We start from the raw sequence: 26,607 nt of genomic DNA on the forward strand, positions 1-26,607 counted from the left end.
CCATTACCCTTTTAATTCGACCCACGATGAGGTTGCGTTTCATTGCATGTGTCTCCGTCTCATTCAGTTCATTTGACGCAATCGGGACCAGACCGTTAGGTTGGGTCATGCGCTTTGTCCTTTTGTGCCTGAGCCTGACGCTCTCTGCCAGTCCCTCTTGGTCGCAGGAGGCCATTGGCCTTGCCGCCCCGACGGAAGTAACAGACTCTGGTCTGCTGCAACATATCCTTCCTCGCTTCTCTCTCAAGACCGGGATACGCGTTATTGCGGATGACCGGGGAATTTTGGTGTTAGAAACCGCCCCGCCGGGTGATCCGGTCTTTGCGCGCGACGGTGTGATCTATCACCTACGTATCGGGGACAACGCCCGGCACGAAAGGTTTCGCGACTGGCTGCTATCCGACATCGGCAAACGAACAGTGGAAAGCTTTGTTCCCGAACAAGGAACACCCTTCTCCGCCAGTTTCGAAGCAACGGCAACCCAGCAGGAAACCGTGATCGAAGGCGACGCTGCCCGGGGCGCGGAACTGTCGATGACACATTGCGGCCGGTGTCACGTGATTGGGCCGCAGAACCGGATGAACGGTCTGGGCTCAACCCCATCATTCGCGGTGCTGCGATCGATGCCGGACTGGTCTGAACGGTTTGAGGCGTTCTTTGCCCTCAACCCCCATCCCGCCTTTACACAGATCGACGGGCTAACACCGCCGTTTGACCCAGAACGCCCTTCGCCCATTTACCCGGTCGAGATGACGCTGGAAGAGCTGGAGGCCATTCTGGCGTTTGTCTCAGCCATCCAGGCTGCTGATTTGGGCGCGCCGCTACAGCTTCAGTGATCCTTTCGCTTTGAGAAATAATCCTCGGTCGTGACAACCTTGGGTCTTGGATTGGACTGGAACGGATTGTCTGATTGTTGAAACTGCGCGTTCACCCGGCAATTGTCGCACATCTGGATCATCCGTGCCTTGTCCGAGGTGGCAAACATCGGATGCGTGCCCGACAGCTTTTCCATGATCCGTTCGACCGTAGATTTCACGCCGAACAACGCACCGCATTCAACGCAGGCAAAGGGTTCTTCTTCATTCAGCACCTGCTGGGACAAGGCTGCGTCGCTCAGGTCCAGTTGCGGGACAAGGGTAATCGCATCCTCGGGGCAAACGCCCTTGCACAAGCCACATTGCAAACAGGCGTCCTGCTGAAAGTTCAGCTGCGGTTTATCCGGGTTGTCGACCAATGCTCCCGAAGGGCAAAGCGAGACGCAGCTGAGGCACAATGTACAGGCGTCCGTATTCACCGCCACCGCCCCATACGGAGCATTTTCGGGCAACGGCAAAGGCGTTTCGGCCTGCGGATTCAAAGCTTGCGCCGACAGCCGTGCGATTTGCCTGCGGTTACCCAGTGGCAGCACCGGATCGGCCAGCGGTGACGGAACGTCCTGTGCATACAGGAAATCTGCCATCGCGTCGGGGTCGGCCTGATCAATCAAGGACAATCCATCCGGTCCGGCAATCGCCTGCGCCAACGCCAATTCGCGATCCAAGGCGTCGCGCTCGGTGGTTGGGGCCAGAAGGATATCGACCCGGGCGAACCCATGCGCCAACGCAGCAAGCATCTCGGCGTGGCCGAACCCCGAAATCACGTTCAGCTCGAGCGGGATGACATCCGCTGGCAAGCCGCGCCCAAAACGAGCGGCCAGCCGGATCATCTCGGCCCCGTGGGCATCGTGGACCAACAGCCGGGGCGATGTGCCCCCTGCCCGCCGATAGGTACGCGCCAGAATATGCATGCGTGACAACAAGGCAGAAACTGGCGGGTCCTCGTACGTTATTGCGGTCGATGGGCACACCGCCGCACATTCTCCGCATCCGGCGCAGACCATTGGGTCAATGGACACATGTTCCCCCGCCGGCACGATAGCGCCCGTCGGACAGATATCCAGACAGTTGGTGCAGGCGACCTGCTCGGCACGGGAATGGGCACACAGCGTTTCCTGGAGCCGCACGTAAAGCGGCTTTTCAAACGTGCCAACCAGTTGCACCGCCTCATAGGCCAACCGTTCCACGGCAAGCGGGTCCTTGGGATCTGCGCGCAAATAGCCTTCGCGTTTGGCCGGGGCCTGCACGAACGCGGTGCCGCCGGTCAGGTCGATGATGATATCGCAGGCCGAGTGCGCCCCATCGCGGGCCTCGGTCCAGGTAAACGCCCCACGACCGCCCGGCTTTAGCTGTTGCAAGGCGTCCAGCCGCAATGTGAACCCGCCCAGTGCGCCGTTCAGCGACCGAAGCTGACCGCGCACTACGTCAAAAGACCGCGAAACCGGCGACGCGTCATCGGTCACCAGCACCGTCACCGCCAAAGTGTCCGACAGCCGGGCCGCCAGATCAAAACTCACATCGCCTGACCCAACAATGAAACAGGTGCCTTCGCTAAAGACGTCAACGCTGGGCGTGATGGGCTGGGGTAGCAGTGCCTCGGCGGCCAAGGCGGCCATCTTGGGGGTCGCATCGCTGCTCTGCTCTGACCAACCGGCGCGGTCACGCAGGTCGACAAACCCCGGCATGTCGATATTCAATTCGTCTGCAAGGTCCCGGAACACATCTTGCTCTTGCCCGCAGGCAATCACCGTATCCCCTTCCTGCATCAGGGACGCAGCGGTCTCCAACTCAGCCGTACACAGGGCCGTATGAACCTTTGAGCAAGCGATCTCACAAGCGGATGCGATCTTCTCGGCCTCCAGATCCTGCGTTCCGGCGCAATCGCATAGTATTAGTTTTGTGCCCATGGCATCCCCTCCCCATCTTGGTTTCAGCTTAGGGTGTCTTGGAAAAGTGGCAATGCCCCATGGCAAATCTTTCAGCGTGGCCGGGTCTTCAATGCCTCTCGGGTTTGTAAATAATCGGTGATCAGATCATTAGCCCAGCAATTCAGACTTGGCACATGGTTGCTTTGTGTACCATAGTGGACCCAGGGGAAGGCAGGGGAGAGCCTTCCGGGGAGGAATAAGTGGCCAAGGCCGCAAGCCAGATTGAAATGCCAATCGGCGTCGTCGTGCGCAAAACACCCGGTGTTACCCGCTGGGCGAAATGGAACTGGCGCGCCGTTGCTGTGCTGCCCGGTGCCGGGCCAGCGGATTGGCTTGAGATGCGCCGCGAAGGTGAAGCCGTGGAATACCACGCTGCCACCCTTCCCCTGACGCTTTGGGCCGATGAAACTGAGGCCTACATGGTCAACCTGTCCGACGGACAACCTTCGATCTACCTTGTTCTTCGCGATGCGCTGGATGGCGAACGCCCGATGGATGCGGTGCTGGTCACGGCGTCCCCGTTCGAAGGGCAGGATTATGCAGATACCGGTGAAGAGATCGTCGAAAAAATCCCGATGACTGAAGGGCTGATTGCCTGGGTTCGGGATTTCGCGCTGGAACACCACCGCGATGAGGTTTTCGTCAAACGCCGCCGCGACAAGAAACGGACGGACCTTGTCGAGGACGGCAAAGGGGATGCACGTATCCGGCAGACCTCGGACGTTTACCGCGCACCGCGGAGGCTGCTGCAATGACCCAAGCTCGCGATTTCTGGTCCCGCCGCAAAGCTGCCGTTCAGGCCGAAGCCGAGGCCGAGGTCATCGCGAGTGAAGAACAGGTCATCGCCACGCAACACGCCGAGTTGGAAGAAAAGAGCGACGCCGAGGTATTGGCACAGTTCAACCTGCCCGACCCCGATCAGTTGCAGGCTGGGGATGATGTTTCGGGGTTCATGGCAAAAGCCGTCCCTGACCGGTTGCGTCGCCGTGCCTTGCGGCGGTTGTGGCGGCTGAACCCGGTACTGGCGAATGTGGACGGGCTTGTCGACTATGGCGAGGACTATACCGACGCGGCCTGTGTGATCGAGAACATCCAGACTGCCTATCAGGTTGGCAAAGGAATGCTGAGCCACATCGAAGCATTGGCTGCAGAGGCCGAAGAGGATGCCCCCGAAACCGAACCCTCGGTGGATGAAGATGAAACCCTAGCAACCGAAGAGGAACCGGAAGTTGTTCCAGCCCCTGCCCCTGCTCCGATGGACGTCGCCATGACCGATGAGGCTGACGAGACAGCGCCGCAGGTTGTCCCGCGCCGCATGAAATTTGAATTCGAAGGATGACGAAATGACCGCAGGCAATGCGCAAAATCTGGAAGTCTCAGCCGAAGATCGCCTGCGCGCGGATTTCTACAATTTTCTGGGTCTGCTTCTGTCAGGCCCACCAGATCAGATGCTGCTGGATCAGGTCGCAGGCCTGACCGGAGATAACACGGATCTGGGGCAAGCCATTCAAGCCATGGCACGGGTGGCCAAAGTCACCAAACCCGCTGCGGCGGAACGGGAATTCAATGCGCTGTTCATCGGTCTGGGCCGGGGTGAGCTGCTGCCCTATGGCAGCTATTACCTGACCGGTTTTTTGAACGAGAAACCCCTGGCGCAGTTGCGCAATGACATGGCCGTTCGCGGGATCACCCGGGCACAGAACGTGTTCGAGCCCGAAGACAACATTGCCTCGTTGATGGAAATGATGGCGGGCATGATCGTTGGCCGCTTTGGCGCACCCGCGACGGTCGAGGATCAAAAGGCGTTCTGGAACAAACATATCGGCCCCTGGGCCACACATTTCTATTCGGATTTGGAAGCAGCCGAAGCCTCGGTTCTCTATGCCTCGGTCGGCACAGCCGGCCGGGTGTTTATGGAAATCGAACGTGAGGCCTTCCGAATGACGGCGGTGTGAACCACCGCAACTCGCCAGCGCTCGAATTGGCGCTAGATCGCAAATGGGAAAGGAGAAGCCCATGAGCAAGACCAAGGAAGAAGGCGCAACGCGCCGCGACTTCCTCAAACTGGCCGGAACCGCAGCACCCGCTGCTGTTGCCGCAGCCAGCCTAAGCGGAAAAGCCGAAGCAGCCGAGCTGCCCACGGACGAAACCCGCATGCAGGACACAGCGCACACCCGCGCTTACCTGGACAGCGCGCGCTTCTAAGCCGCCTCGACTGCGCCCGGTTTACCGACCGGACGATGTCACCAACCGACTGACGGTTGCGATTGGCCCTGACGTCGGCATCAGCAGTACCAAGCCAGCCGTGGCTTACACGGCGCGCAAGGGAGGAAAACAATGCTAAGGAAAAAGACCAACGGGGTTGCGAGACGCCCCCAGCGGACAAGTATCCTGTCCCAGGTCGGCGAGAAAACCGTCGATCGCCGCGCATTCCTGCGTGGATCGGGCCTGACGATCGGCGGCCTTGCCGCGATCAGCGCCACGGGTGGAACCGTGACGCCAGCCAGCGCCCAGACGGCGGCCAATCAGGCCGTTGAAAACATCAAATCCGTATGCACCCATTGTTCGGTCGGCTGTACAGTCGTCGCCGAAGTGCAGGACGGCGTCTGGATCGGGCAGGAACCCGGTTGGGACAGTCCGTTCAACCTGGGTGCACACTGCGCCAAGGGGGCCTCGGTTCGCGAGCACGCCCATGGCGAGCGCCGCCTGAAATACCCGATGAAAAAGGAAGGTGGCGAGTGGAAACGCATCAGCTGGGAAGAAGCGATCAACGAGATCGGCGACGGCATGATGAGCATCCGCGAAGAGTCGGGGCCAGACAGCGTTTATTGGCTGGGTTCCGCGAAGCACAATAACGAACAGGCCTATCTGTTCCGCAAGTTCGCCGCCTACTGGGGCACGAACAACGTGGACCATCAGGCGCGTATCTGCCACTCGACCACTGTTGCGGGTGTTGCGAATACATGGGGCTACGGCGCCATGACCAATTCGTATAACGACATGCACAACAGTAAGGCGATCTTCATCATCGGCGGTAATCCGGCCGAGGCGCACCCCGTCTCGCTGCTGCATATTCTGCGCGCGAAAGAGCAGAACAACGCACCGCTGATTGTCTGCGACCCGCGTTTTACACGCACCGCGGCCCATGCAGATGAATATGTCCGCTTCCGTCCCGGTACAGACGTCGCGCTGATCTGGGGTATCCTGTGGCACATCTTCGACAACGGTTGGGAAGACAAAGAGTTCATCCGCACCCGTGTCTGGGGCATGGACCAGATCCAGGAAGAGGTTGCCAAGTGGAACCCGGAAGAGGTCGAGCGTGTCACCGGTACGCCCGGCTCGCAGCTGAAACGCGTTGCCCGCACCATGGCCAACAACCGGCCCGGCACAGTCGTCTGGTGTATGGGTGGCACCCAGCACACCAACGGCAACAACAACACCCGCGCCTACTGCGTGTTGCAGCTTGCGCTTGGCAACATGGGTACCTCGGGTGGTGGCACCAACATCTTCCGCGGCCATGACAATGTGCAGGGCGCGACGGACCTTGGTGTTCTGTCCCACACCCTGCCCGGCTATTACGGCCTGTCCGCAGGTGCGTGGGGCCACTGGGCGCGTGTCTGGGGTGAAGAACCCGAATGGCTGGCTGGTCAGTTCGCTACGATCAAGGACAAGGAAGGCAAGGATAAACCGCTACAGAACGAACGCGGCATCCCTGTTTCCCGCTGGATCGACGGTGTTTTGGAAGACCCAGAGAACATGGATCAGGACAACAATGTCCGCGCCATGGTTCTGTGGGGCCACGCGCCAAACTCGCAAACACGCGGGCCGGAAATGAAGACGGCGATGGAGAAGCTGGACATGCTGGTCGTGATCGACCCGTACCCCACAGTCTCGGCCGTTCTGCATGACCGCACCGATGGCGTTTATCTGTTGCCTGCCTGTACGCAGTTCGAAACCCGTGGCTCGGTCACGGCCTCGAACCGTTCGCTGCAGTGGCGCGACAAGGTGGTTGATCCGCTGTTCGAAAGCTTGCCGGATGAGGTCATCATGGCCAAATTCGCCAACAAGTTCGGCTGGGCGGATCGGTTCTTCCGCAATATCGAGATGGAAGACGCCGAAACCCCGAATGTTGAAAGCATCACACGTGAGTTCAACTCGGGCCTCTGGACCATCGGCTACACAGGTCAATCGCCAGAACGCTTGAAAAGCCACATGGCCAACCAGCACACGTTCGACAGAACGACGCTGCAGGCCGTTGGTGGACCAAACGACGGCGAATACTACGGTCTGCCATGGCCTTGCTGGGGCACGGCCGAGATGGGTCATACGGGGACTCCAAATCTCTATGACATGTCCAAACCGGTGGCCGAGGGTGGCCTGACCTTCCGCGCCCGTTTCGGGGTGGAACGCGATGGCGACAACCTGCTGGCCGAAGGGGTCTATAGCGTTGGGTCGGAAATTCAGGATGGATATCCTGAATTCACGATGCAGATGCTGATGGACCTTGGCTGGGATGGCGATCTGACGGATGACGAACGCGCGGCAATCGACGCCGTTGCGGGTCCGAAGACCAACTGGAAAACCGACCTGTCCGGCGGCATCCAGCGGGTCGCGATCGAGCATGGCTGTGCGCCCTTCGGGAACGCCAAAGCCCGGGCGGTCGTCTGGACTTTCCCGGATCCGATCCCACTGCATCGCGAGCCGCTATATACCAACCGGCGCGATCTAGTGGAGGACTATCCGACCTACGAAGACCGTCAAGCCTATCGTCTGCCTACCCTTTACGCTTCGATCCAGAAGAACGACTTTTCAAAGGATTACCCGCTAATCCTCACGTCTGGTCGTCTGGTCGAATATGAGGGCGGTGGCGAAGAAACCCGGTCGAACCCGTGGCTGGCCGAGCTGCAACAGGACATGTTCGTCGAGATCAATCCGCGCGATGCCAACAACCTTGGTATTCGTGACGGATCGCAGGTCTGGGTCGAAGGTCCCGAAGGCGGCAAGGTCAAGGTGATGGCGATGCTGACCAACAGGGTCGGTGCCGGTGTGGCCTTCATGCCATTCCACTTTGGCGGCCATTTCCAGGGGCAGGACTTGCGGGACAAGTACCCCGCTGGCGCTGATCCCTACGTGCTGGGTGAAAGTTCCAACACCGCCCAGACCTATGGCTACGATTCCGTAACCCAGATGCAAGAGACCAAAGCGACTCTCTGCAAAATCTCGGCAGCGTAAGGAGGACGATTTATGGCTAGAGCAAAGTTTCTCTGCGACGCTGAACGCTGCATCGAGTGCAACGCCTGCGTCACCGCGTGCAAGAACGAGCACGAGGTCCCATGGGGCATCAACCGCCGCAGGGTGGTGACGATCAATGACGGCAACCCGGGCGAACGCTCGATTTCGGTGGCCTGTATGCATTGCTCGGATGCGCCTTGCATGGCGGTATGCCCGGTCGACTGCTTCTATCAAAACGAAGAAGGCGTCGTCCTGCACTCCAAGGACCTGTGCATCGGTTGCGGTTATTGCTTCTATGCGTGCCCCTTCGGCGCGCCGCAATACCCACAGGCCGGTAACTTTGGATCGCGCGGCAAGATGGACAAATGTACCTTCTGCGCCGGTGGTCCCGAGGAAACACACTCGACCGCAGAGTTTGCCAAGTACGGTCGCAATCGGATCGCCGAGGGCAAACTGCCCATCTGCGCCGAGATGTGTTCCACCAAGGCCCTGCTCGCCGGTGATGGCGATGTGGTTTCGGCCATCTACCGTGAACGCGTCGTGGCGCGCGGGTTTGGCTCGGGCGCCTGGGGTTGGGGCACGGCATACGACCAGAAAGACGGTTAGTCCCGTTTCGAAATTGGCGGTTCCGTAGTGTCAGCTACGGGACCGTCCTAGCCCGGCCAAACCACTTGGCCGGGCATAAGTTGGCGTGACCAACCTGAACGGAGTATTTCATGACCGAAGATGTTTATTGGCTGCTGAAACTTGACCTGCAAGCAGATCAGGATGACCTATTCGATGCGCTAATGGCTGAAATGGTGGATGCAACACTGAATGAAAGCGGTGCGAAGTCCTATGAATGGCACCGCAGCGGATCGGCAGTCCACATATTTGAACGATACGCCAGTTCTGATGATGCGATGATCCACATGCAAAACTTCGGGGCAAATTTCGCAGATCGCTTTCTGGCAATTCTGACACCAACTCAGCTGGACGTTTACGGCCCCGCTAAAGAAGACCTGCACGCGGCGCTTACGCCGGTTGGAGCGGTCTTTCACAAACAAGTCAGCGGCTTTGACCGATAGACACGAACGACACAGGAGATTCGACAGATGCGCCTGATCTTAATGCTGCTGTTCCCCCTATTCCTCACCAGTGTTGCCTGGGCTCAGGAAAGCGCGGACGTCCCGGCGGAGTCTGATCGCAGCACCACCGGTGGCGCAACAACTCTGGAAGATATTCTCGCCCGCCAGCGGGGCGAAAAGGTCGACAATAGCTATCGCTCGGACAACACCGGTCAGGGCAATGCTGAAGGTCTGCTGGGTCAGTTGGGCACACGCGGCGTTGCCTCAGACAGTGATGTCTATCGCGCGATCCGATACGGTTCGGCCGATACAACGGTTTCATCCAAAGGGCCCGCGGCTGGCATTCTGATTCAGGACGGCGGCATGTGGTGGCTGAACTTCCGCACAGGCCCTTTGCGCGAATACGGCACGTATATCCTGGGCGGAATGGCGGCCATTATCGTATTGTTTTTCCTGATCCGCGGAAAAATCCGCATCGACGGGGAAAAAACCGGCCGCACCGTAACCCGCTTCAACGGTTTTGAGCGGTTCGGCCACTGGCTGTTCGCCGGGTCTTTCCTTGTACTTGGCCTGACCGGCCTGCTGACCCTTTATGGTCGCGATTTCCTGATCCCTCTTTTCGGGAAAGAAGGGTTTGCGACCATCGCACAAGGCTGCAAATGGCTACACAACAATCTCGCATGGGCCTTTATGCTGGGTCTGGTCATCGTCACCGTAAACTGGATCGCCCATAACATTCCCAACCGGGTGGATCTAAAATGGCTTGCTGCCGGTGGTGGCCTTTTCACCAAAGGCAGCCACCCGCCTGCCAAGAAGTTTAACGCCGGTCAAAAGGTCATCTTCTGGGCCTGCATCCTGCTGGGCGTTTCGATCAGCCTGTCCGGGCTGTCGTTGCTGTTCCCGTTCGAATTGCCGATGTTCGCCAAGACCTTCTCGGTCGCCAATTCCACCGGTATTCCACAGATGTTTGGCCTAAACCTGCCAACCCAGATGTCCCCGCAGGAGGAGATGCAATACGCGCAGGTTTGGCACGTGATGATCGCCTATGTGTTCATCGCCATCATTATCGCCCATATCTATCTGGGTTCGGTCGGCATGGAAGGTGCCTTTGACGCAATGGGCACCGGTGAGGTCGAAGAGCAATGGGCGCGCGAGCATCACTCGCTTTGGCTGGAAGAGGTGCAAGAAAAAGAGGCCGGTAAGGCAGCGGCCTCACCCGCGGAATAGATGCGCGGGCTGGTTCTGGCCCTGGCGCTGTTCCCCCTGCCCGCCATGGCCGAGTTCTTCACGCTCAAGGGTCACGGCGGGCCGATCATGGGGATCGCCACAGCACCGGACGGACGGATCGCTACGGCCAGTTTCGACAACTCGGTCGGCTTGTGGTCGAACCGTACGCCCGAATGGCTGGAAGGGCACGAGGCTGCGGTCAACTCGGTCGCGTTTAACGGGCGCGCGGTCTATTCGGCAGGCGATGATTTCACCCTGCGCCGCTGGCCGGGCGGAGACGTTGTTGGCCAGCACAAAGGCAAGATCGTGGGGGTTGCTGCCTCCAAAACCCATGTCGCCACTGCGAGTTGGGACGGCACCATTGGACTTTGGCCCGAAGATGGATCAGCCGCGCAAACGCTTACGGCGGGCAGCGGCGTCAACGCCGTCTCTTTTTCACCGGATGGTGCAACGCTGTACTCGGCTGGCATGGATGGAACACTGCGGGTGTGGGATGTAGCCAGTGGACAGGAAATCCGGCGACTGGTCGAACACGGGTTCGGGATCAATGAACTGGTACTGAATATCGCCGACAATTGGATTGCCTATGGCGCGGTCGACGGTGTGACCCGCATTCTGGACCTGACCACCGGCGAAGAACGCGATTTTACCCTGGATCGCCGCCCTATTCTGGCCCTGGCGCTGAGCCCGGATCGCAGCCTGTTGGCCGTGGGCGATGGCGAGGGCTACATCATGGTGATCGACACGGTCGAATGGAGCATCGCGCAGGATTTCCGCGCCACCCTTCGCGGGCCGGTCTGGGCACTGGCCTTTTCTGCGGACGGTCAGAACATCCACGCGGGAGGCATTGACGAGGCGATGTATAGCTGGCCGGTTTCACCCCTCGGCGATCGCGAACAGATGGCAGCGGCCGAACCCAGTTTCCTGAAGAACCCCGAAGAAATGAGCAACGGGGAACGGCAATTCTCCCGAAAATGTTCGATCTGCCACAGCCTTACGCCTGATGGGCAAAGACGTGCAGGGCCGACTTTGTATGGTGTCTTCGGACGCAAGGCCGGAACGCTGGCTGGATATTTCTACTCGGATACGCTGCAAGACTCTGATATCGTTTGGAATGACGAGACGATAAATGCCCTTTTCGACGAAGGGCCAGATCACTACATACCGGGATCGAAGATGCCGATGCAGCGGATTACTCAGGCCCAGGACCGCGATGACCTGATCGCCTTTTTGCGCCGCGCAACGGCACCGGAGAATAAGACCGGAGGAGACCAATGAAAGCCTTTCTTGCCGCTGTGGCCGTAATGGTCGTAATCACCGTCGCTGCGCCCTATGCGCTGCAACAGGCCGGTTTCAGCGCCGCCGATGCAGGAACCGGTTCGGCTGTGCGTCTCGACTGAATGTCTGAATACCTGACCACCAAAGAGCTGGCCGACCTGCTGCGCATTGGCGAGCGCAAGGCCTATGATCTGGCCTCATCCGGCGCGGTCCCCTGCGTGCGCGCCATGGGCAAGCTGCTGTTTCCACGGGCCGAGGTCATCGCCTGGCTGAACGCGTCCCGGTCGGGTCCGCAAGTGGCGGAACCGGCCCTGCCCCCGATCATTGCCGGCAGCCATGATCCGCTACTGGATTGGGCTTTGCGCGAAAGCGGTTCGGGTCTGGCCACGTATTATGACGGTTCCTTCGACGGGCTGACCCGTCTGAAGGACCGCAGCGCGCAAGCTGCGGCACTGCATATTCATGAGGATCAGGGGTTCAATACGCAATCCCTGCGCGCCAACCTGGGTGAAGCCCCGGTGGTTTTGTATGAAATCGCGCAGCGACAACGCGGATTGCTGTTGGCACCAGGTGTCTCCGGCATCACCGGCTTTGCCGATCTGAAAGGACGGCGGGTGATCCTGCGGCAGGACAGCGCCGCCAGCCAACGGCTGTTCGACGCACAGCTAGAAGCCCACGATTTGACACGCGACGATCTGGATGCCCTACCCGCCTGCGCCCGCACCGAAGAAGAACTGGCCATTGCCCTTCATGACAGCAAGGCTGAGGCCGGGTTTGGGTTGGGTGCCCTGGCCAGCCTATACAATCTGGGCTTCGCGCCTACCCATTCCGAACGGCTGGATCTGGCCATCTGGCGCCGCGCTTATTTCGACGACCCGATACTGAAACTGCTCAGTTTTTTTCAGTCTGAGAGTTTTACCACCCGCGCGCTTGAGTTTGGCGGTTATGACTTGTCTGGATTGGGCACGATCCACCACAACGGCGCAAGCGGCTGACCCCGATCACTCGGCGTTGGGAAAAAACAACTGCTCACCATCCAGCTTGTAAGACGCAATGGCCGCCTGCCCGTCGGGGCCGATCAACCAGTCAATGAACCGTTGACCCGCTGCGGCCCGAACCTGCGGGTGCTTATCCGGGTTCACTAGGATGATACCGTATTGATTGAACAGACGCGGGTCACCCTCGACCAGAACCTCTAGATCCCCCCTGTTGCCAAAGGATTGCCACGTGGCGCGATCTGTGAGTACATAGGCCCCCATCCCGCTGGCCACGTTCAAAGTCGCCCCCATGCCCGAGCCGGTCTCTCGGTACCACGTCCCCGATGCGGCGGTCGGATCGGCGTCCGCCCAGTCCCACAGGCGCATCTCGGCCTTGTGCGTTCCGCTGTCATCCCCGCGCGAGGCAAAGGGCGCTTCGGCCCCGGACACCGCAACCAGCGCCTCCACGATATCCATACCACCCCGCACCTTGGCCGGATCGGATTTCGGCCCGACCAGAACAAAATCGTTGTACATCACGTCAAACCGCTCGACCCCCCAGCCGTCGTCAACGAATTGTTCTTCGGCCGGTCTGGAATGCACCAGCAAGACGTCCCCATCCCCGTTAATCGCGTTGCGGATCGCCTGACCGGTGCCCACGGCAACAACACGTACGTCAATACCCGTCTCGGCCTCGAACCCCGGCAGGATGTAATCCAGCAAACCCGAATTCTGAGTGGACGTCGTCGATTGCACGACGATAAAGGGTTCCTCGGCGTTGGCGGACGCAGCGGTCAGACCAACGGCGAAAAAAGCTGCCCGAATGAAAATACGGATCATTTAGATCTCCGTTATTGTTTAAGTGACCAGCCCGCCAGCCAGATATCGGCGCGCGGCGTCGCTTTTGGGGGCACCCAGTACCTGTTTGGCCGCCCCATGTTCAACCACGTGACCGCCTTGCATCATCACGATATCGGCGGCTAACCGCCGGGCCTGCCCGATGTCATGCGTCACCATTACGATGCGGACACCCCGGGTTGAGGCGCGCAGGATCATCCTTTCGATCATTTGCGTGGCGTTGGGATCCAGCGCGCTGGTGGGTTCGTCCAGAAACAGCGTCTCTGGGTCCAGTGCGAGGGCGCGCAGAATGGCCAGCCGCTGCGCCTCTCCACCAGACAGGGACCGGGCGGACTGCCGGGCTTTGCCGTCCAGGCCACCTTCAGTCAGCAAATCCTCGATACGGGATTTGCGAGTGCTGCGCGGCATCCCCTGGCGTTTCAGTACAAAATCCAGATTGGCCGCGACGGAGCGGCGCAACAGCACGGGCTGCTGAAACACCATCGCCTGCCGCACCTTGTGATCGGCATTTAGCGCAACACCATCCTGCCGGACCTGCCCGCGATCCGGCACGATCAGCCCGTGCAGACAGCGCAGCAGCAGGCTTTTACCCGATCCATTCGGCCCAAGGATCAGGGTTGGCCCCGGACCATCAAGGATAAGCTGCGGCACATCCAACAAAGCCTTGCCCTTGCGAGTGATCCGCATCCCATCCACCGACAAGCAACTCGCCATTTGCAAAGTCAGATCACGCATGGCGCAACCCCTCCTGCTCGGCCCGCAGGCTGAGCGTGCTGACCATGGCATTCACCGCCACCGCAATACCGATCAGGATCGCCCCCAGCGCCAGCGCCAGCGCCAGATTGCCCTTTGACGTCTCTAACGCGATGGTCGTCGTCATAACACGCGTTACGTGGTTGATGTTGCCGCCAACGATGATCACCGCCCCGACCTCGGCAATGGCCCGACCAAACCCAGCCAGCAGTGCGGTCACCAGCGCCAATCGCGCATCCCACAATAGAACCGGCACAGATGCCAGCCGGGACACGCCAAGTGATCGGAGCTGTTCCGAGTATTCCTCGGCCAACATTTCGACCACTTGCCGGGTTAGCGCGGCGATGATGGGCGTCACCAGAACCACTTGCGCAATGATCATCGCGGTCGGAGTATACAGCAACTCAAGCACACCCAACGGTCCCGAGCGCGACAGCAACAGATAGACCAGCAGCCCGACAACGACCGGCGGGAACCCCATCAGAGCGTTCATCAAAACGATCAGAATCCGCCTTCCGGGAAAACGTGCAACCGCCAAAGCAGCCCCAACGGGCATGCCAATCAGCGCGGAAATCAGTACAGCGAAAATGGAAACTTTCAGGGACAACAGCACAATCGCCCACAACTCTGCATCCCCATTCAGGATCAGAGACATCGCCGAACTGAATTCTGATGCAAATCCCTGCATTTATTACCACATACTGTGCATTTCGTACAAAATGCGCCTGATTTCATAAGGATACTAGACCATTTAATCGCCAAGTACAGACACGATTCCGACATCCCCAAACGAAAACGCGGCCCCGGTTGGGGCCGCGCGTGTTCAGGCATTTGAACTGGGATCAGTTCAGTGCAGCATCGGTAATCTGATGTGTCCAGGCCCCATCGGGCTGTTTGGTGATCACTGGGTCAGACCCACCTGCCAGCAAGGTACCCACGGTACGTTCAAAATCGGCCGGATCCAATGCGCCATTCGAACCGGCAGTCAGCTTGGCGATCTCACCCATCATACGCTTCTGATGCTCTTCGGTCTGGGCACCGGTCGCGTCATTCTCAAGCACGATGTCGGCCGCCTCATCAGGGTGTTCTTCAGCGTATTTCCAGCCTTTCATCGAAGCACGAACAAAACGCTCCATTTTGTCGACGAAGGCCGCGTCACCCAAATTTTCCTCAAGCACATACAAACCATCCTCCAGCGTGGCCACGCCTTGGTCTTCGTACTTAAAAGTGACCAGCTCATCCGGGCTGACACCGGAATCGATGACCTGCCAGTATTCGTTGTAGGTCATGGTACTGATGCAATCCGCCTGACGCTGCAGCAAAGGATCAACGTTAAAGCCCTGTTTCAGAACCTCGACGCCGCTTTCACTTTTGCCACCGGTGTCGATACCCAACTGGCTCATCCAGCTCATGAACGGGAATTCATTACCAAAGAACCAAACACCCAGCGTGCGGTTCTTTAGATCTTCGGGCGAGGAAATCCCGGCATCTTTCCAGCACGTCAACATCATACCCGAGCTTTTGAACGGCTGCGCGATATTCACCAGGGGCAGACCCTTTTCGCGCGCGGCCAGTGCGGCGGGCATCCATTCGACGGTCACATCCGCACCACCGCCTGCAATGACCTGAGTCGGTGCGATATCCGGGCCGCCGGGCAGAATAGTGACGTCCAACCCCTCTTCCTCGTAGAACCCTTTGTCTTTGGCCACGTAATAACCCGCGAACTGCGCCTGGGTGACCCACTTGAGTTGCAAAGTCACCTCATCCGCCGCCAGCGCTGCGCTGGCAGTCAGGCTAAAGGCAGCAATCACCCCGCTAAGAAGTTTGTTCATCTTCATATCTCCTAGTTGTTGTTGGCGCCCCATTTTCGGGGTCTGTTAATTTCCTTTTATCCGCGTTGCGACGGGTGCCAGAATGTCACCCCCTTTTCGATCATGGCGACCAGGCCATAAAACGCCGTCCCAGCCAAAGCAGCCACGACAATCTCGGCCCAGACCATATCCAGTGACAGTTGCCCGACACTGGTTGATATCCGAAAGCCCATGCCCAGAGTTGGCGAACCAAAGAACTCGGCCACGATAGCGCCGATCAGCGCCAGAGTGGTAGAAATCTTTAGCCCGTTGAAAATAAACGGCATCGCGGCGGGCAAGCGCAGTTTCAGAAAGCTCTGCCAATAAGTCGCGGCATAGGTCTCCATCAAGTCGCGCTGCATGGCTGTCGCTTCGCGCAGCCCCGCCACGGTGTTCACCAGCATGGGAAAGAACACCATCACCACGACCACTGCTGCCTTGGAATGCCAGTCGAACCCGAACCACATCACCAGAATGGGGGCCGTCCCCACGATCGGCAGGGCCGCCACAAAGTTCCCGACCGGCAACAATCCGAGGCGCAAGAAATCCCAGCGATCCACAGCAATCGCCATCAGGAAGGCCGATCCGCACCCGATGATGTAACCGCTCAGCGCGCCTTTGATAATGGTTTGCACGAAATCAGCCCATAGGATTGGCAGACTGTCGGCAAAGCGCACAGCGATCACTGACGGCGCAGGCAAAATGACCAACGGCACATCAAGTCCACGCACCAGCAGTTCCCAAATTGCAATCACGGTCAGGCCAAAGATCAGCGGCGCCAAAAACCGAACCGTTTTTGTATCGGCGTAGGGGCCACAGGCCAGGCGGCTGTTCAACCACCAGCCAAACAGCCAGACGCCAATTGCACCAAGAACAGGTATCATTGCGCCATCCCCATCCGTTTCAGGACCGCCCGCTCGATCAGGCCCAACAGCCCGACCAGACATGCCGCCAGGATGGCCGCCGCAAACAACGCCGACCAGATTTGCACGGTCTGACCGTAATAGCTGCCGGCCAGCAGCCGCGCACCCAAACCAGCCACGGCCCCTGTCGGCAGCTCTCCGACGATAGCCCCGACCAGAGAGGCTGCGATACCAATCTTCAGCGAAGTAAACAAATACGGCATCGACGCTGGTAAGCGCAGTTTCCAGAACCCCTGAGACCGACTAGCGTTATAAGTGCGCAACAGGTCCAATTGCATCGCATCGGGGCTGCGCAGCCCCTTCACCATACCGACCACGACGGGGAAAAAGCTTAGATAGGCCGAGATGATCGCCTTGGGGATGATCCCCTGAATACCTATCGAATACAGCACCACGATGATCATCGGAGCCAGCGCGATGATCGGAATGGTTTGGCTAACAATGGCCCAGGGCATGACCGACAGGTCCATAACCCGGCTGTGAACAATCCCCACTGCCAGCAAAATGCCCAACCCCGTGCCAATCGCAAAGCCCAGAATAGTCGCGCTAAGCGTCACCCAGGAGTGATAGATCAGTGATCTTTTCGAGGTGATTTTCTTCTCGACCGTGGTGTCCCACAGCTCTTCGGCCACCTGATGCGGTGCGGGCAAACGCGGTCGGTCCTGTTCCCATGTCTCATCAATGGCGTAGGGGTTGTCGATGACCAGCTCAAACTCGCTCATGTCGCGGCGGTCAACAGCTTTGGGCGGATCGACCTGTTCCCCGGCTCGTTCGAATTCAGTCAGAACGCCCTTGATGTTCATCGGCACACTGGCCGCATACCAGAACAGGATAATGACGCCTACTACGGTCAAGACGGCCCAGACAGCTTTGATCCCTGCACTAGTCATCCGTATGCCCCGCCCGCAGCCCCTCGCGCACACGATGGGCGACTTCGATGAATTCCGGCGTGTCGCGGATATCCAGCGGCCGTTCCTTTGGCAGCGGGCTGTCGATCACATCAGTAATCCGCCCCGGTCGCGGGCTCATAACCACGATCTTAGTGCTCAGATACACCGCCTCGGGGATCGAGTGTGTCACGAAACCGATGGTCTTTTCCGTGCGCGCCCAAAGCGCCAGAAGCTGTTCGTTCAGATGATCACGCACGATCTCATCCAGCGCGCCAAAGGGCTCATCCATCAAAAGGATATCGGCGTCAAAAGCCAGCGCCCGCGCAATACTGGCGCGTTGCTGCATGCCACCAGATAGCTGCCAGGGGAATTTTCCGCCAAATCCTTCTAGGTCAACGAGTTCCAGAACCTTTTTAACTCGATCTCCCTGCTCGCTGGCTGAATAGCCCATGATTTCCAAGGGCAGCTTGATGTTCTTGGCAATGGTCCTCCAAGGGTACAGCCCCGCAGCCTGAAACACATAGCCATAGGCCCGGTTCCGCCGCGCCTCATCCGGGGTCATCCCGTTGACGGTTAACGTTCCCCCTGTCGGCGTTTCCAACGCCGCAATACAGCGCAGAAAGGTGGTTTTGCCACAGCCCGAGGGGCCGATGAAGCTGACGAAATCGCCCTTGTCGACCGTTAGGTTCACATCCTTGAGCGCATGGATTGGCCCGTCGTTTGTTTGGAAGGTAAGGTCCAACTGCCTTGCCTCGATTACGGGCTGGGTAGTGCTTTCAGTATTCATTCCATTGCCTTGAAAAGGTTTGGCTTTAGGGTGCCTTGGTGACAATCCCTGCGCAATCAGACACCTGTCGCCGGAATGCCCGTCCGCTCAACCGGGCGCGGCGCTGTCAATTCCTTCCACGTGCTCAGCGCCTTGTTCACGTGACCATTGGGTTCACGCGCTACAAACTCTCCGTGTCCTTCCTGCGTGCGGATTTCGCCGTCATGCACGGCCACCTGTCCGCGGGTCAAAGTAAAGCGCGGCAGGCCTTTGACCTCTTTGCCCTCGAACACGTTGTAGTCGATCGAAGATTGCTGGGTATCAGCGCTGATCGTTTTGGTCTTCTCAGGGTCCCACACAACGATATCGGCATCCGACCCTACAAGGATCGCACCCTTTTTAGGATAACAGTTCAATATCTTGGCGATGTTTGTTGAAGTCACCGCGACGAACTCATTCATCGTCAGACGCCCGGTATTCACACCATGGGTCCACAGCATCGGCATCCGATCCTCCAGCCCACCGGTCCCATTCGGTATCTTGGTAAAGTCACCGACGCCAAAACGCTTTTGGTCGGTGGTAAAGGCGCAATGGTCAGTAGCCACAACGCTCAAAGTACCAGAATGCAGCCCGTTCCACAGACTGTCCTGATGCTGCTTATTCCGGAACGGGGGGCTCATGACCCGGCGCGCCGCGTGGTCCCAATCCTGATGGAAATACTCGCTCTCATCCAAAGTCAGATGCTGAATCAAGGGCTCGCCCCACACCCGCTTTCCATTCATCTTGGCCCGACGAATGGCTTCATGCGCCTCTTCACAGGATGTATGCACCACGTAAAGCGGCACGCCCGCCATATCGGCAATCATGATGGCCCGGTTGGTCGCCTCGCCCTCTACCTGCGGCGGACGAGAATATGCGTGTGCCTCGGGGCCTGTATTTCCTTCGGCCAGCAACTTGGCGCTTAGCTCAGCGACCACGTCACCATTCTCGGCATGCACCATGGCGATGCCGCCCAACTCGGCCAATCGCTTGAAGGAGGCAAACAGTTCATCGTCATTCACCATCAATGCGCCCTTATAGGCCATGAAGTGCTTGAACGTGTTGATGCCGCGCGTCTCGATCACCGTTTTGATGTCATCAAACACCTGCTCGCCCCACCAGGTCACCGCCATGTGGAAGGAATAGTCGCAATTCGCCCGGGTCGACTTGTTATCCCAGCGCTTCAGGGCGTCCAGCAGGCCCTCACCGGGGTTCGGTAACGCGAAATCCACAACCATCGTGGTGCCCCCGGCCAACGCCGCCCGCGTCCCGCTTTCGAAATCATCGCTGGAATAGGTTCCCATGAACGGCATCTCAAGATGCGTGTGCGGGTCAATCCCACCGGGCATCACGTAACAACCTGTTGCATCCAGCACCTTGTCGCCCTTCAGATCCATTCCGATCTCGGTGATCACGCCACCTTCGACCAGCACATCCGCCTTATAGGAAAGATCGGCGGTCACGACGGTTCCGTTTTTGATAACAGTGCTCATTTTAATCTCCCTGACGCGGTCTGCGCCGCTTGCTTCATCTGGCTAAAAATACCTCGGGGGAGTCGCCCAAGGGCGACGGGGGCAGTGCCCCCTATTCCACGATCTCGGCCGTCTCGACGACCGCATGAAACAGAACATCCGCACCGGCAGCAGCCCAGTCTTTGCTGATTTCTTCCGCTTCGTTATGGCTCAGCCCATCCACGCAGGGGCACATCACCATCGCCGTTGGTGCTACGCGGTTGATCCAGCACGCATCATGCCCCGCGCCCGAAATGATGTCAGTGTGCGAATACCCCAACCTCTCAGCCGCATCGCGTACGGCCTTTACGCACCCTTCGTCGAAGGTCACCGGATCAAACCCACCGACCTTCTCGAATTCGATCTGCAGACCCATCTCTTCAACGATATCCTCGGCGGCGACACGCAGGCGGTTTACCATGTCTGTGATCACGTCCAGATCGGGTGAGCGGAAATCGACCGTGAACACAACTTTGCCGGGGATCACGTTGCGTGAGTTCGGATAGACATCGATATGCCCTGCTGCACCGACCGCATGCGGCGCATGCGACCAGGCGATTTCATCCACTTTCTCAAGAATACGCGCCATCGCCAAGCCAGCATTTTTGCGCATTGGCATCGGGGTCGACCCCGTATGGGCGTCTTTGCCGGTCACGGTGATCTGTGTCCAGCTCAGGCCCTGCCCGTGAGTAACAACGCCGATGTCCTTACCCTCGGCCTCAAGGATCGGTCCTTGTTCGATATGCAGCTCAAAGAACGCGTGCATCTTGCGGGCGCCGACCTCTTCGTCGCCCCGCCAGCCGATGCGATTCAGTTCGTCGCCAAACTTTTTACCCTCGGCATCTTCGCGGTCATAGGCCCAGTCCTGCGTGTGCATCCCGGCAAAGACGCCCGAGGCCAGCATGGCCGGGGCATAGCGCGTGCCCTCTTCGTTGGTCCAGTTGGTCGCCACAATGGGGTGTCTGGTTTTGATGTCCAGGTCATTGAGTGTGCGGATGATCTCCAACCCACCCAGCACGCCCAGCACGCCGTCATATTTCCCGCCGGTCGGCTGCGTATCCAGATGTGAACCCACATAAACCGGCAGAGCCTCGGGGTCAGTGCCCTCGCGACGGGCAAACATGTTGCCCATTTGATCCAGGCCCATTGTACAGCCTGCGTCCTTGCACCATTTCTGAAACAAGGCGCGCCCTTCAGCATCCTCATCCGTCAGGGTCTGGCGGTTGTTGCCCCCTGCAACCCCGGGGCCAATCTTGGCCATCTCCATCAGGCTGTCCCAAAGTCTGTCGCCATTGATCCTGAGGTTCTGCGCCGGAGCTGCCATTGGTGTCTTCCCTGTTGCTTGCGATTTGGCTCGCTTTTGGTGTCTTGATTTGACCATCTGGTCAAACTCACGCTATCACGGGTTCGAGATCAGTCAAGAAATTGCATGGTGCCGCCGGAAATTTCGGCATAATTGGCCCCCGCATGGCAAAAAAAGAGACACGCTGGAAACATGCCCAAGGATCGCGCCCCGACCCGAATACAGAAAAAGAACCGCGCCGCGATTCTCGAGGCTGCGTTGAACGTGTTTTCCGCCCACGGTTTTCGCGGCGCAACCGTGGATCAGATTGCTGCCGAAGCTGGGCTAAGCAAGCCGAATCTACTGTATTATTTCCCGTCGAAAGAGGCCATCCATACTGCCCTGCTTTCGGGCCTGCTGGACACATGGTTGGCCCCCTTGCACGAGTTGGATGCCGATGGTGACCCGATGGAGGAAATCCTGTCCTACATCCGCCGCAAGCTGCAGATGAGCCGCGAGTTGCCCCGCGAAAGCCGCCTGTTCGCGAACGAGCTTGTTCAGGGCGCCCCGCGCATTCACGAGGCTTTGTCGAATGACCTTAAGGCGCTGGTGGACGATAAAACCACGATCCTGACGCAATGGATGGATGAGGGCAAAATTGCGCGCCTGCATCCCTATCACCTGATCTTTTCGATCTGGGCCCTGACGCAGCACTACGCCGATTTCGATGTGCAGGTCCGTGCCATTCTGGGCAACGAGGATCCGTTCGCAGGTGCTGAACCGTTTATTGATACGCTCTATCGTAAACTGCTGAAACCCTAGAAAAGCAGTCACACAGAACCCCTGGCAGACCATCCCTCCTTGCCATGATATACTGGGCTAATTGAGGTGACTTTCATGCGGCAGCCACACCAAAAGGAAGGTGATTGCATGATCATTCGCATATTTCAGGTCGTGACACGCCCCGGGAAAGAAGAAGAGTTTGGTAAATTCTTTTACGAGACGGCGATCCCCCTCATGAAAGGAACCAAGGGGATTGTTCAGGTCATACCGGGGGCTCCGCATGCCGACACGCCCAGAGAGTTTAGTTTTGTCATGGTTTGGGAAGACCTTGAGTCTCTGAAGGCTTTTGTAGGCGACGATATTTCCAGCCCTCATATTGATCCTATGGAAGCCGAACTGGTCGAGGCGCGCTCAATCAAACATTATGAGTTTGTCGACGGTTAGCTTGCGGCGGTTGTCCATCTCGCTTGCGATTCTCAGTTGACGGCTTTGGAAAAAAATCGGTCGCGCTTCAAAGGAGTTTCGTTCGAATTTAGGTCCCGATATTCTATTGGGAACTTTCAATGACCGGACCTGCAGGATCGCTCAAATTTTCTGCGACATTTGAAAAAGGGCTGTTGTACACCAGCCCTTTTTCTTTGTTTCAGTCAAACAATCTACTCAGCCGCTTTCGCCATTGGATTATTAGGATGCGTCGTCCAGTTGGCATAGCCAGGCTGCACCTCATTTCCAGTGCGCGGATCGACCTCACCGGCAGCCATCGGCTCCATCGAGATACACCCGTCCACCGGGCAAACGTCCACGCACAGATTACAGGCGACGCATTCGTCATCCATGACCTCAAAAACCCGATCGTCAGACATTGAAATCGCCTGGTGGCTGGTGTCTTCACACGCTGCATAGCAGCGGCCGCACTTGATGCACTGGTCCTGATCGATCTTGGCCTTGGCGATATAGTTCAGGTTTAGGTACTGCCAATCGGTCACATTCGGCACCGCAAGACCTACGATTTGCGATACGTCTGTATAGCCCTTTTCATCCATCCACTTGGACAGTCCAGCAGTCAGTTCGTCGATGATCTTGAAGCCATAGGTCATTGCGGCAGTACAGACCTGCACGGTGCCACATCCCAACGCCATGAATTCAGCCGCATCGCGCCACGTGGTCACGCCTCCGATACCGGATATCGGCAGACCGTGCGTGGCTTGGGCACGGGCAATTTCGGACACCATCGAAAGGGCAATCGGCTTCACCGCTGGACCACAATACCCACCATGGCTACCCTTGCCATCAATCGACGGTTCCGGGCTGAAGGTGTCCAGATTGACGCTGGTGATCGAGTTGATCGTGTTGATCAGCGACACGGCATCTGCGCCGCCGTTTTTGGCTGCCTCGGCCGGCTTGCGGACATCGGTGATATTCGGCGTCAGCTTCACGATGACCGGGCGGTCATAGTACATCTTACACCAGCGGGTCACCATCTCGATATATTCCGGCACCTGTCCCACGGCCGATCCCATACCGCGTTCGCTCATCCCATGCGGGCAGCCGAAGTTCAGTTCAATCCCGTCTGCGCCGGTTTCTGCCACACGCGGCAAGATGGCTTTCCATGCCTCTTCTTCGCACGGCACCATGATCGAAGCGATAAGCGCGCGATCAGGGTAATCCGCCTTGACCCGTGCCATTTCTTCAAGGTTCACCTCAAGCGGGCGATCAGTGATAAGCTCGATGTTGTTCAGGCCCAAAAGCCGACGATCAGCGCCATAAATCGCGCCATAGCGCGGCCCGTTCACGTTGACGACCGGCGGCCCCTCGGCCCCCAGCGTTTTCCACACAACACCGCCCCATCCGGCCTCAAAGGCGCGGCGGACGTTATATTCCTTATCCGTAGGTGGCGCCGACGCCAGCCAGTAAGGGTTTGGGCTGGAAATACCCAGAAAGTTTGTTGTCAGATCGGCCATGGCTTCTCCCTTCCCGGCTCAGCCGGATTTCTTGAATATCATTTCGGTCGGGCGAATGCGCCCGGCCTTGAGGTTCGTGACGTAGTTTTGAAACTTTTCGGGCGCCGTCTCGCCCATCATCAGGTGGATGCCCAACGGGGGCGGGCCGCTTTCGGCGATGCGCGCGAAGACGTCCTCGAAAAAGGCAAGCGCGAATTCGGTCCGGTCTGTCTCGGCCACAAGCTCAAGACCCGCCGAGGCCGCTGCGTTCTTGTAAACCTCTGGTGTATCTACAAAAGAGGTCTCGGCAACAGTTGACCAGGGCAGAGGATAGGCCAGCGCCTCATCCACGTCCCCCCCCATCACGTCAAACAGCGCAAAGGATCCATCCCAGGCCAGAGCGCGCGAGACTTCCGCGAAAAGGCCCGCCTTATCTTCGATGTTCATCCCAACGTGCATCATAACGGCAAGATCAAAACCCGCATCGGGCACGGGCATATCCAGTGCGCTACCCACCACAAAACTTGTTTTGTCGGAATGCCCGACAAGTTCACTCAAAGCAGTGGCCGTTTCGACAAATTCAGGCGTCAGGTCGACCCCGGTCACTGTCGAGTCATAGCGATCCACGATGTAGCGCGACGTCCCGCCGATGCCGCTTCCGACATCCAGCACGCGGGTCGCATGGGTCGGCGAAAGCTGAGCAAACAGGTTGTCAGTAGCCAGAACCCCGCCTGTGTGGAACTCATCACCAGCTTTGAGGTCTGCAACCGTGGCCGCGTTTGGATCAATGCCACTTGCCTTAAGCGCCTCACGCATACGCTCTGTGAGGGCGCCAGTTGTATAGTGTTGTGCAACAGCTTTTTCGATCTGGGACATGAGAATACCTCAGCAGCGAATGGGATGGGGTGAATGCCCCATCCTATCACGAAACGAGCGTTGCGTGGATATCCATGGCCGCGTCTCGCCCCTCGGCCACGGCGGTTACGGTCAGATCTTCGCCACCCGCCGCGCAATCGCCACCGGCCCAGACGCCATCCATAGAGGTACGTCCAGAACCTGTCACGGCGATCTTGTTGCCGTCCAGCGTCAATCCATCCGGTGCGCCATCCAGCGTCTGACCAATCGCCTTGAGGACCTGATCGGCAGGCACGCGGATGACTTCTCCGGTCCCCGAAAGTTGGCCGTCATGGCTGGATGTATACTCCAATTCGATCTCTGCCGCCGCGCCGTTTCCATGAACGGCAACGGGTTGCACGTTAGTCATGATCTTGACGCCATGGGATGAGGCGAGGTCCTGTTCATATCTACTGGCCCCCATCGCATCGCGGTCACGCCGATAGGCGATGGTGACATGCTCGGCCCCCAGCAGTTTTGATTTCACCGCGGCGTCAACTGCCGTCATACCGCCACCGATCACCACGACGTTGCGACCAACCGGCAGATGCGCAAGATCAGAAGCCTGGCGCACATCCGAGATGAAATCGACGGCAAACCGCACGCCATCCAGATCAGCCCCTTGCGCACGCAGGGCGTTCACCCCGGCCAATCCAATAGACAAAAAGACAGCGTCGTAATTTTCGACCAGACCGTCCAGCGAGATACCTTCACCCAGAACCGAGCCGGTCTCGATCGTGATGCCGCCGATCTTCAGCAGCCAGTCCACCTCGGCTTGCGCAAAGTCATTGGTCGATTTGTAAGCGGCAATCCCGTATTCGTTCAGACCACCCGGCTTGGGTTTGCCTTCGTGGATCACCACGTCATGCCCCAACATCGCAAGACGGTGCGCGCAGGCCAGACCAGCGGGCCCTGCCCCGATCACAGCAACGGTTTTACCCGTTGATGCGGCGCGTTCGAACGGGTGATCCCCAGAAACCATCACGCTGTCCGTCGCATAACGCTGAAGTCGACCAATCTCGACCGGGGCACCCTCGGCCGTTTCGCGCACGCAGGCCTCTTCGCACAATGTCTCGGTCGGACAGACGCGGGCGCACATGCCGCCCAGAATGTTCTGCGCCAGAATGGTCTCGCCCGCTGCTTCGGGTTGCCCTGCCTGTATCTGGCGCATGAACAACGGAATATCGATATCCGTCGGACAGGCCGTCACACATGGCGCGTCATAACAGAAATAGCACCGATCTGCGGCCACTGCGGCCTCGTGCGCGGCCAATGGCGGGTGCAAGTCCGTGAAATTCGATGTCAGCTCATCGCTGGAAAGCCGCCCGGAGACAATGCCGGGGGCAATCTGGCCCTGTGCCATCGCTCTACTCCCTGTAGATATGTTCGTTATGATCTCAGCTTGCCACAATCTGATTTTTTATCAATTGGTAAAATTTATAAAATGACCAAAAATTCAAAAAACCAGCAAATCCCGCCTGTTTTATTGAGGAAATCGCCTGTTTTATTGGCAATCGACAACCCTGTTGTGCCC

The 26,607-nt window shown here is 58.4% G+C and carries 27 protein-coding genes; 14 read left to right on the forward strand and 13 right to left on the reverse strand.

What is annotated here, in order from left to right; all coding sequences use genetic code 11:
* Positions 1 to 107 precede the first annotated feature (107 nt).
* On the forward strand, positions 108 to 836 hold the full coding sequence (locus AB1A64_RS08485; protein WP_366551009.1) for a hypothetical protein: 729 nt from the start codon (positions 108 to 110) through the stop codon (positions 834 to 836).
* Here AB1A64_RS08485 and AB1A64_RS08490 read toward each other — a convergent pair.
* Entirely contained in the window at positions 830 to 2,782 is a 1,953-nt protein-coding gene (locus tag AB1A64_RS08490) for a 4Fe-4S binding protein (protein WP_366551010.1), read from the reverse strand. The genes AB1A64_RS08485 and AB1A64_RS08490 overlap by 7 nt on opposite strands.
* A 221-nt stretch (positions 2,783 to 3,003) precedes the next feature.
* Between AB1A64_RS08490 and AB1A64_RS08495 the strand changes: the two genes are divergently transcribed.
* The 11 genes from AB1A64_RS08495 to AB1A64_RS08545 all read left to right on the forward strand — a co-directional run bounded on the left by AB1A64_RS08495 (position 3,004) and on the right by AB1A64_RS08545 (position 12,602).
* The gene (locus AB1A64_RS08495) at positions 3,004 to 3,558 is read left to right on the forward strand and encodes a DUF3305 domain-containing protein (protein ID WP_170348414.1); all 555 of its coding nucleotides are present in this window, start codon (positions 3,004 to 3,006) and stop codon (positions 3,556 to 3,558) included.
* The gene (locus tag AB1A64_RS08500; RefSeq protein ID WP_366551011.1) at positions 3,555 to 4,142 is read left to right on the forward strand and encodes a DUF3306 domain-containing protein; all 588 of its coding nucleotides are present in this window, start codon (positions 3,555 to 3,557) and stop codon (positions 4,140 to 4,142) included. The genes AB1A64_RS08495 and AB1A64_RS08500 overlap by 4 nt, the downstream gene beginning before the upstream one ends.
* A 4-nt stretch (positions 4,143 to 4,146) precedes the next feature.
* Positions 4,147 to 4,758 carry a molecular chaperone TorD family protein gene (locus AB1A64_RS08505; protein WP_366551012.1) on the forward strand — a complete coding sequence of 204 codons (612 nt, stop codon included), beginning with the start codon at positions 4,147 to 4,149 and terminating at the stop codon, positions 4,756 to 4,758.
* Positions 4,759 to 4,819: 61 nt separating this feature from the next.
* Entirely contained in the window at positions 4,820 to 5,008 is a 189-nt protein-coding gene (locus AB1A64_RS08510; RefSeq protein ID WP_170393361.1) for a ubiquinol-cytochrome c reductase iron-sulfur subunit N-terminal domain-containing protein, read from the forward strand.
* Positions 5,009 to 5,140: 132 nt separating this feature from the next.
* Entirely contained in the window at positions 5,141 to 8,035 is a 2,895-nt protein-coding gene (locus tag AB1A64_RS08515) for a formate dehydrogenase subunit alpha (protein ID WP_366551013.1), read from the forward strand.
* Positions 8,036 to 8,047: 12 nt separating this feature from the next.
* On the forward strand, positions 8,048 to 8,641 hold the full coding sequence (fdh3B, locus tag AB1A64_RS08520; RefSeq protein ID WP_037307340.1) for a formate dehydrogenase FDH3 subunit beta: 594 nt from the start codon (positions 8,048 to 8,050) through the stop codon (positions 8,639 to 8,641).
* 110 nt (positions 8,642 to 8,751) lie between these two features.
* A complete protein-coding gene (locus tag AB1A64_RS08525; RefSeq protein WP_366551014.1) occupies positions 8,752 to 9,102 on the forward strand; it encodes an antibiotic biosynthesis monooxygenase in 351 nt (116 codons plus the stop codon).
* Positions 9,103 to 9,129: 27 nt separating this feature from the next.
* A complete protein-coding gene (locus tag AB1A64_RS08530) occupies positions 9,130 to 10,329 on the forward strand; it encodes a formate dehydrogenase subunit gamma (RefSeq protein WP_366551015.1) in 1,200 nt (399 codons plus the stop codon).
* Positions 10,330 to 11,607 carry a c-type cytochrome gene (locus AB1A64_RS08535; RefSeq protein ID WP_366551016.1) on the forward strand — a complete coding sequence of 426 codons (1,278 nt, stop codon included), beginning with the start codon at positions 10,330 to 10,332 and terminating at the stop codon, positions 11,605 to 11,607.
* On the forward strand, positions 11,604 to 11,729 hold the full coding sequence (locus tag AB1A64_RS08540) for a hypothetical protein (protein ID WP_366551017.1): 126 nt from the start codon (positions 11,604 to 11,606) through the stop codon (positions 11,727 to 11,729). The genes AB1A64_RS08535 and AB1A64_RS08540 overlap by 4 nt, the downstream gene beginning before the upstream one ends.
* The gene (locus tag AB1A64_RS08545; protein ID WP_366551018.1) at positions 11,730 to 12,602 is read left to right on the forward strand and encodes a helix-turn-helix transcriptional regulator; all 873 of its coding nucleotides are present in this window, start codon (positions 11,730 to 11,732) and stop codon (positions 12,600 to 12,602) included.
* 6 nt (positions 12,603 to 12,608) lie between these two features.
* On the opposite strand, the gene AB1A64_RS08550 is transcribed toward AB1A64_RS08545, so the two are convergent.
* From AB1A64_RS08550 to AB1A64_RS08590, 9 genes are all read right to left on the reverse strand, one after another.
* Complete coding sequence (locus AB1A64_RS08550) at positions 12,609 to 13,424, reverse strand: extracellular solute-binding protein (protein ID WP_366551019.1); 816 nt, start codon at positions 13,422 to 13,424, stop codon at positions 12,609 to 12,611.
* An 18-nt stretch (positions 13,425 to 13,442) separates the two neighbouring features.
* The gene (locus AB1A64_RS08555) at positions 13,443 to 14,177 is read right to left on the reverse strand and encodes an ATP-binding cassette domain-containing protein (protein WP_366551020.1); all 735 of its coding nucleotides are present in this window, start codon (positions 14,175 to 14,177) and stop codon (positions 13,443 to 13,445) included.
* Positions 14,170 to 14,883: an ABC transporter permease gene (locus AB1A64_RS08560; RefSeq protein WP_366551021.1), complete on the reverse strand. Its 714-nt coding sequence runs from the start codon at positions 14,881 to 14,883 to the stop codon at positions 14,170 to 14,172. The genes AB1A64_RS08555 and AB1A64_RS08560 overlap by 8 nt, the downstream gene beginning before the upstream one ends.
* A gap of 154 nt (positions 14,884 to 15,037) precedes the next feature.
* Entirely contained in the window at positions 15,038 to 16,027 is a 990-nt protein-coding gene (locus AB1A64_RS08565; protein ID WP_366551022.1) for an ABC transporter substrate-binding protein, read from the reverse strand.
* Between the two features lie 56 nt (positions 16,028 to 16,083).
* Positions 16,084 to 16,929 carry an ABC transporter permease gene (locus AB1A64_RS08570; RefSeq protein ID WP_366551023.1) on the reverse strand — a complete coding sequence of 282 codons (846 nt, stop codon included), beginning with the start codon at positions 16,927 to 16,929 and terminating at the stop codon, positions 16,084 to 16,086.
* Positions 16,926 to 17,843 carry an ABC transporter permease gene (locus tag AB1A64_RS08575; RefSeq protein WP_170349379.1) on the reverse strand — a complete coding sequence of 306 codons (918 nt, stop codon included), beginning with the start codon at positions 17,841 to 17,843 and terminating at the stop codon, positions 16,926 to 16,928. Before AB1A64_RS08575 ends, AB1A64_RS08570 begins: the two co-directional genes overlap by 4 nt.
* Positions 17,844 to 17,850: 7 nt before the next feature.
* Positions 17,851 to 18,645: an ABC transporter ATP-binding protein gene (locus tag AB1A64_RS08580; protein WP_366551024.1), complete on the reverse strand. Its 795-nt coding sequence runs from the start codon at positions 18,643 to 18,645 to the stop codon at positions 17,851 to 17,853.
* Between the two features lie 56 nt (positions 18,646 to 18,701).
* On the reverse strand, positions 18,702 to 20,156 hold the full coding sequence (hydA, locus tag AB1A64_RS08585) for a dihydropyrimidinase (RefSeq protein ID WP_366551025.1): 1,455 nt from the start codon (positions 20,154 to 20,156) through the stop codon (positions 18,702 to 18,704).
* 91 nt (positions 20,157 to 20,247) lie between these two features.
* The gene (locus AB1A64_RS08590; RefSeq protein ID WP_366551026.1) at positions 20,248 to 21,498 is read right to left on the reverse strand and encodes a Zn-dependent hydrolase; all 1,251 of its coding nucleotides are present in this window, start codon (positions 21,496 to 21,498) and stop codon (positions 20,248 to 20,250) included.
* A 171-nt stretch (positions 21,499 to 21,669) separates the two neighbouring features.
* Here AB1A64_RS08590 and AB1A64_RS08595 point away from each other — a divergent pair, with 171 nt between their 5' ends.
* Together AB1A64_RS08595 and AB1A64_RS08600 are read left to right on the forward strand one after the other, a co-directional pair.
* Positions 21,670 to 22,278 (forward strand): TetR family transcriptional regulator C-terminal domain-containing protein, encoded by a 609-nt coding sequence (locus AB1A64_RS08595; RefSeq protein ID WP_366551027.1) that lies wholly within the window; start codon positions 21,670 to 21,672, stop codon positions 22,276 to 22,278.
* A 108-nt stretch (positions 22,279 to 22,386) separates the two neighbouring features.
* The gene (locus AB1A64_RS08600) at positions 22,387 to 22,683 is read left to right on the forward strand and encodes an antibiotic biosynthesis monooxygenase (RefSeq protein ID WP_366551028.1); all 297 of its coding nucleotides are present in this window, start codon (positions 22,387 to 22,389) and stop codon (positions 22,681 to 22,683) included.
* A gap of 212 nt (positions 22,684 to 22,895) precedes the next feature.
* Here AB1A64_RS08600 and preA read toward each other — a convergent pair whose 3' ends face one another.
* From preA to AB1A64_RS08615, 3 genes are read right to left on the reverse strand one after another with little or no spacing between them, the layout of a single operon-like run.
* On the reverse strand, positions 22,896 to 24,200 hold the full coding sequence (gene preA / locus AB1A64_RS08605) for an NAD-dependent dihydropyrimidine dehydrogenase subunit PreA (RefSeq protein ID WP_366551029.1): 1,305 nt from the start codon (positions 24,198 to 24,200) through the stop codon (positions 22,896 to 22,898).
* 18 nt (positions 24,201 to 24,218) lie between these two features.
* Positions 24,219 to 25,055 (reverse strand): methyltransferase domain-containing protein, encoded by an 837-nt coding sequence (locus tag AB1A64_RS08610; protein ID WP_366551030.1) that lies wholly within the window; start codon positions 25,053 to 25,055, stop codon positions 24,219 to 24,221.
* A gap of 46 nt (positions 25,056 to 25,101) precedes the next feature.
* The gene (locus AB1A64_RS08615) at positions 25,102 to 26,436 is read right to left on the reverse strand and encodes an NAD(P)-dependent oxidoreductase (protein ID WP_366551031.1); all 1,335 of its coding nucleotides are present in this window, start codon (positions 26,434 to 26,436) and stop codon (positions 25,102 to 25,104) included.
* Positions 26,437 to 26,607 lie beyond the last annotated feature (171 nt).

The organism is Ruegeria sp. ANG10 (assembly GCF_040705255.1).
Taxonomy (GTDB): Bacteria; Pseudomonadota; Alphaproteobacteria; order Rhodobacterales; family Rhodobacteraceae; genus Ruegeria.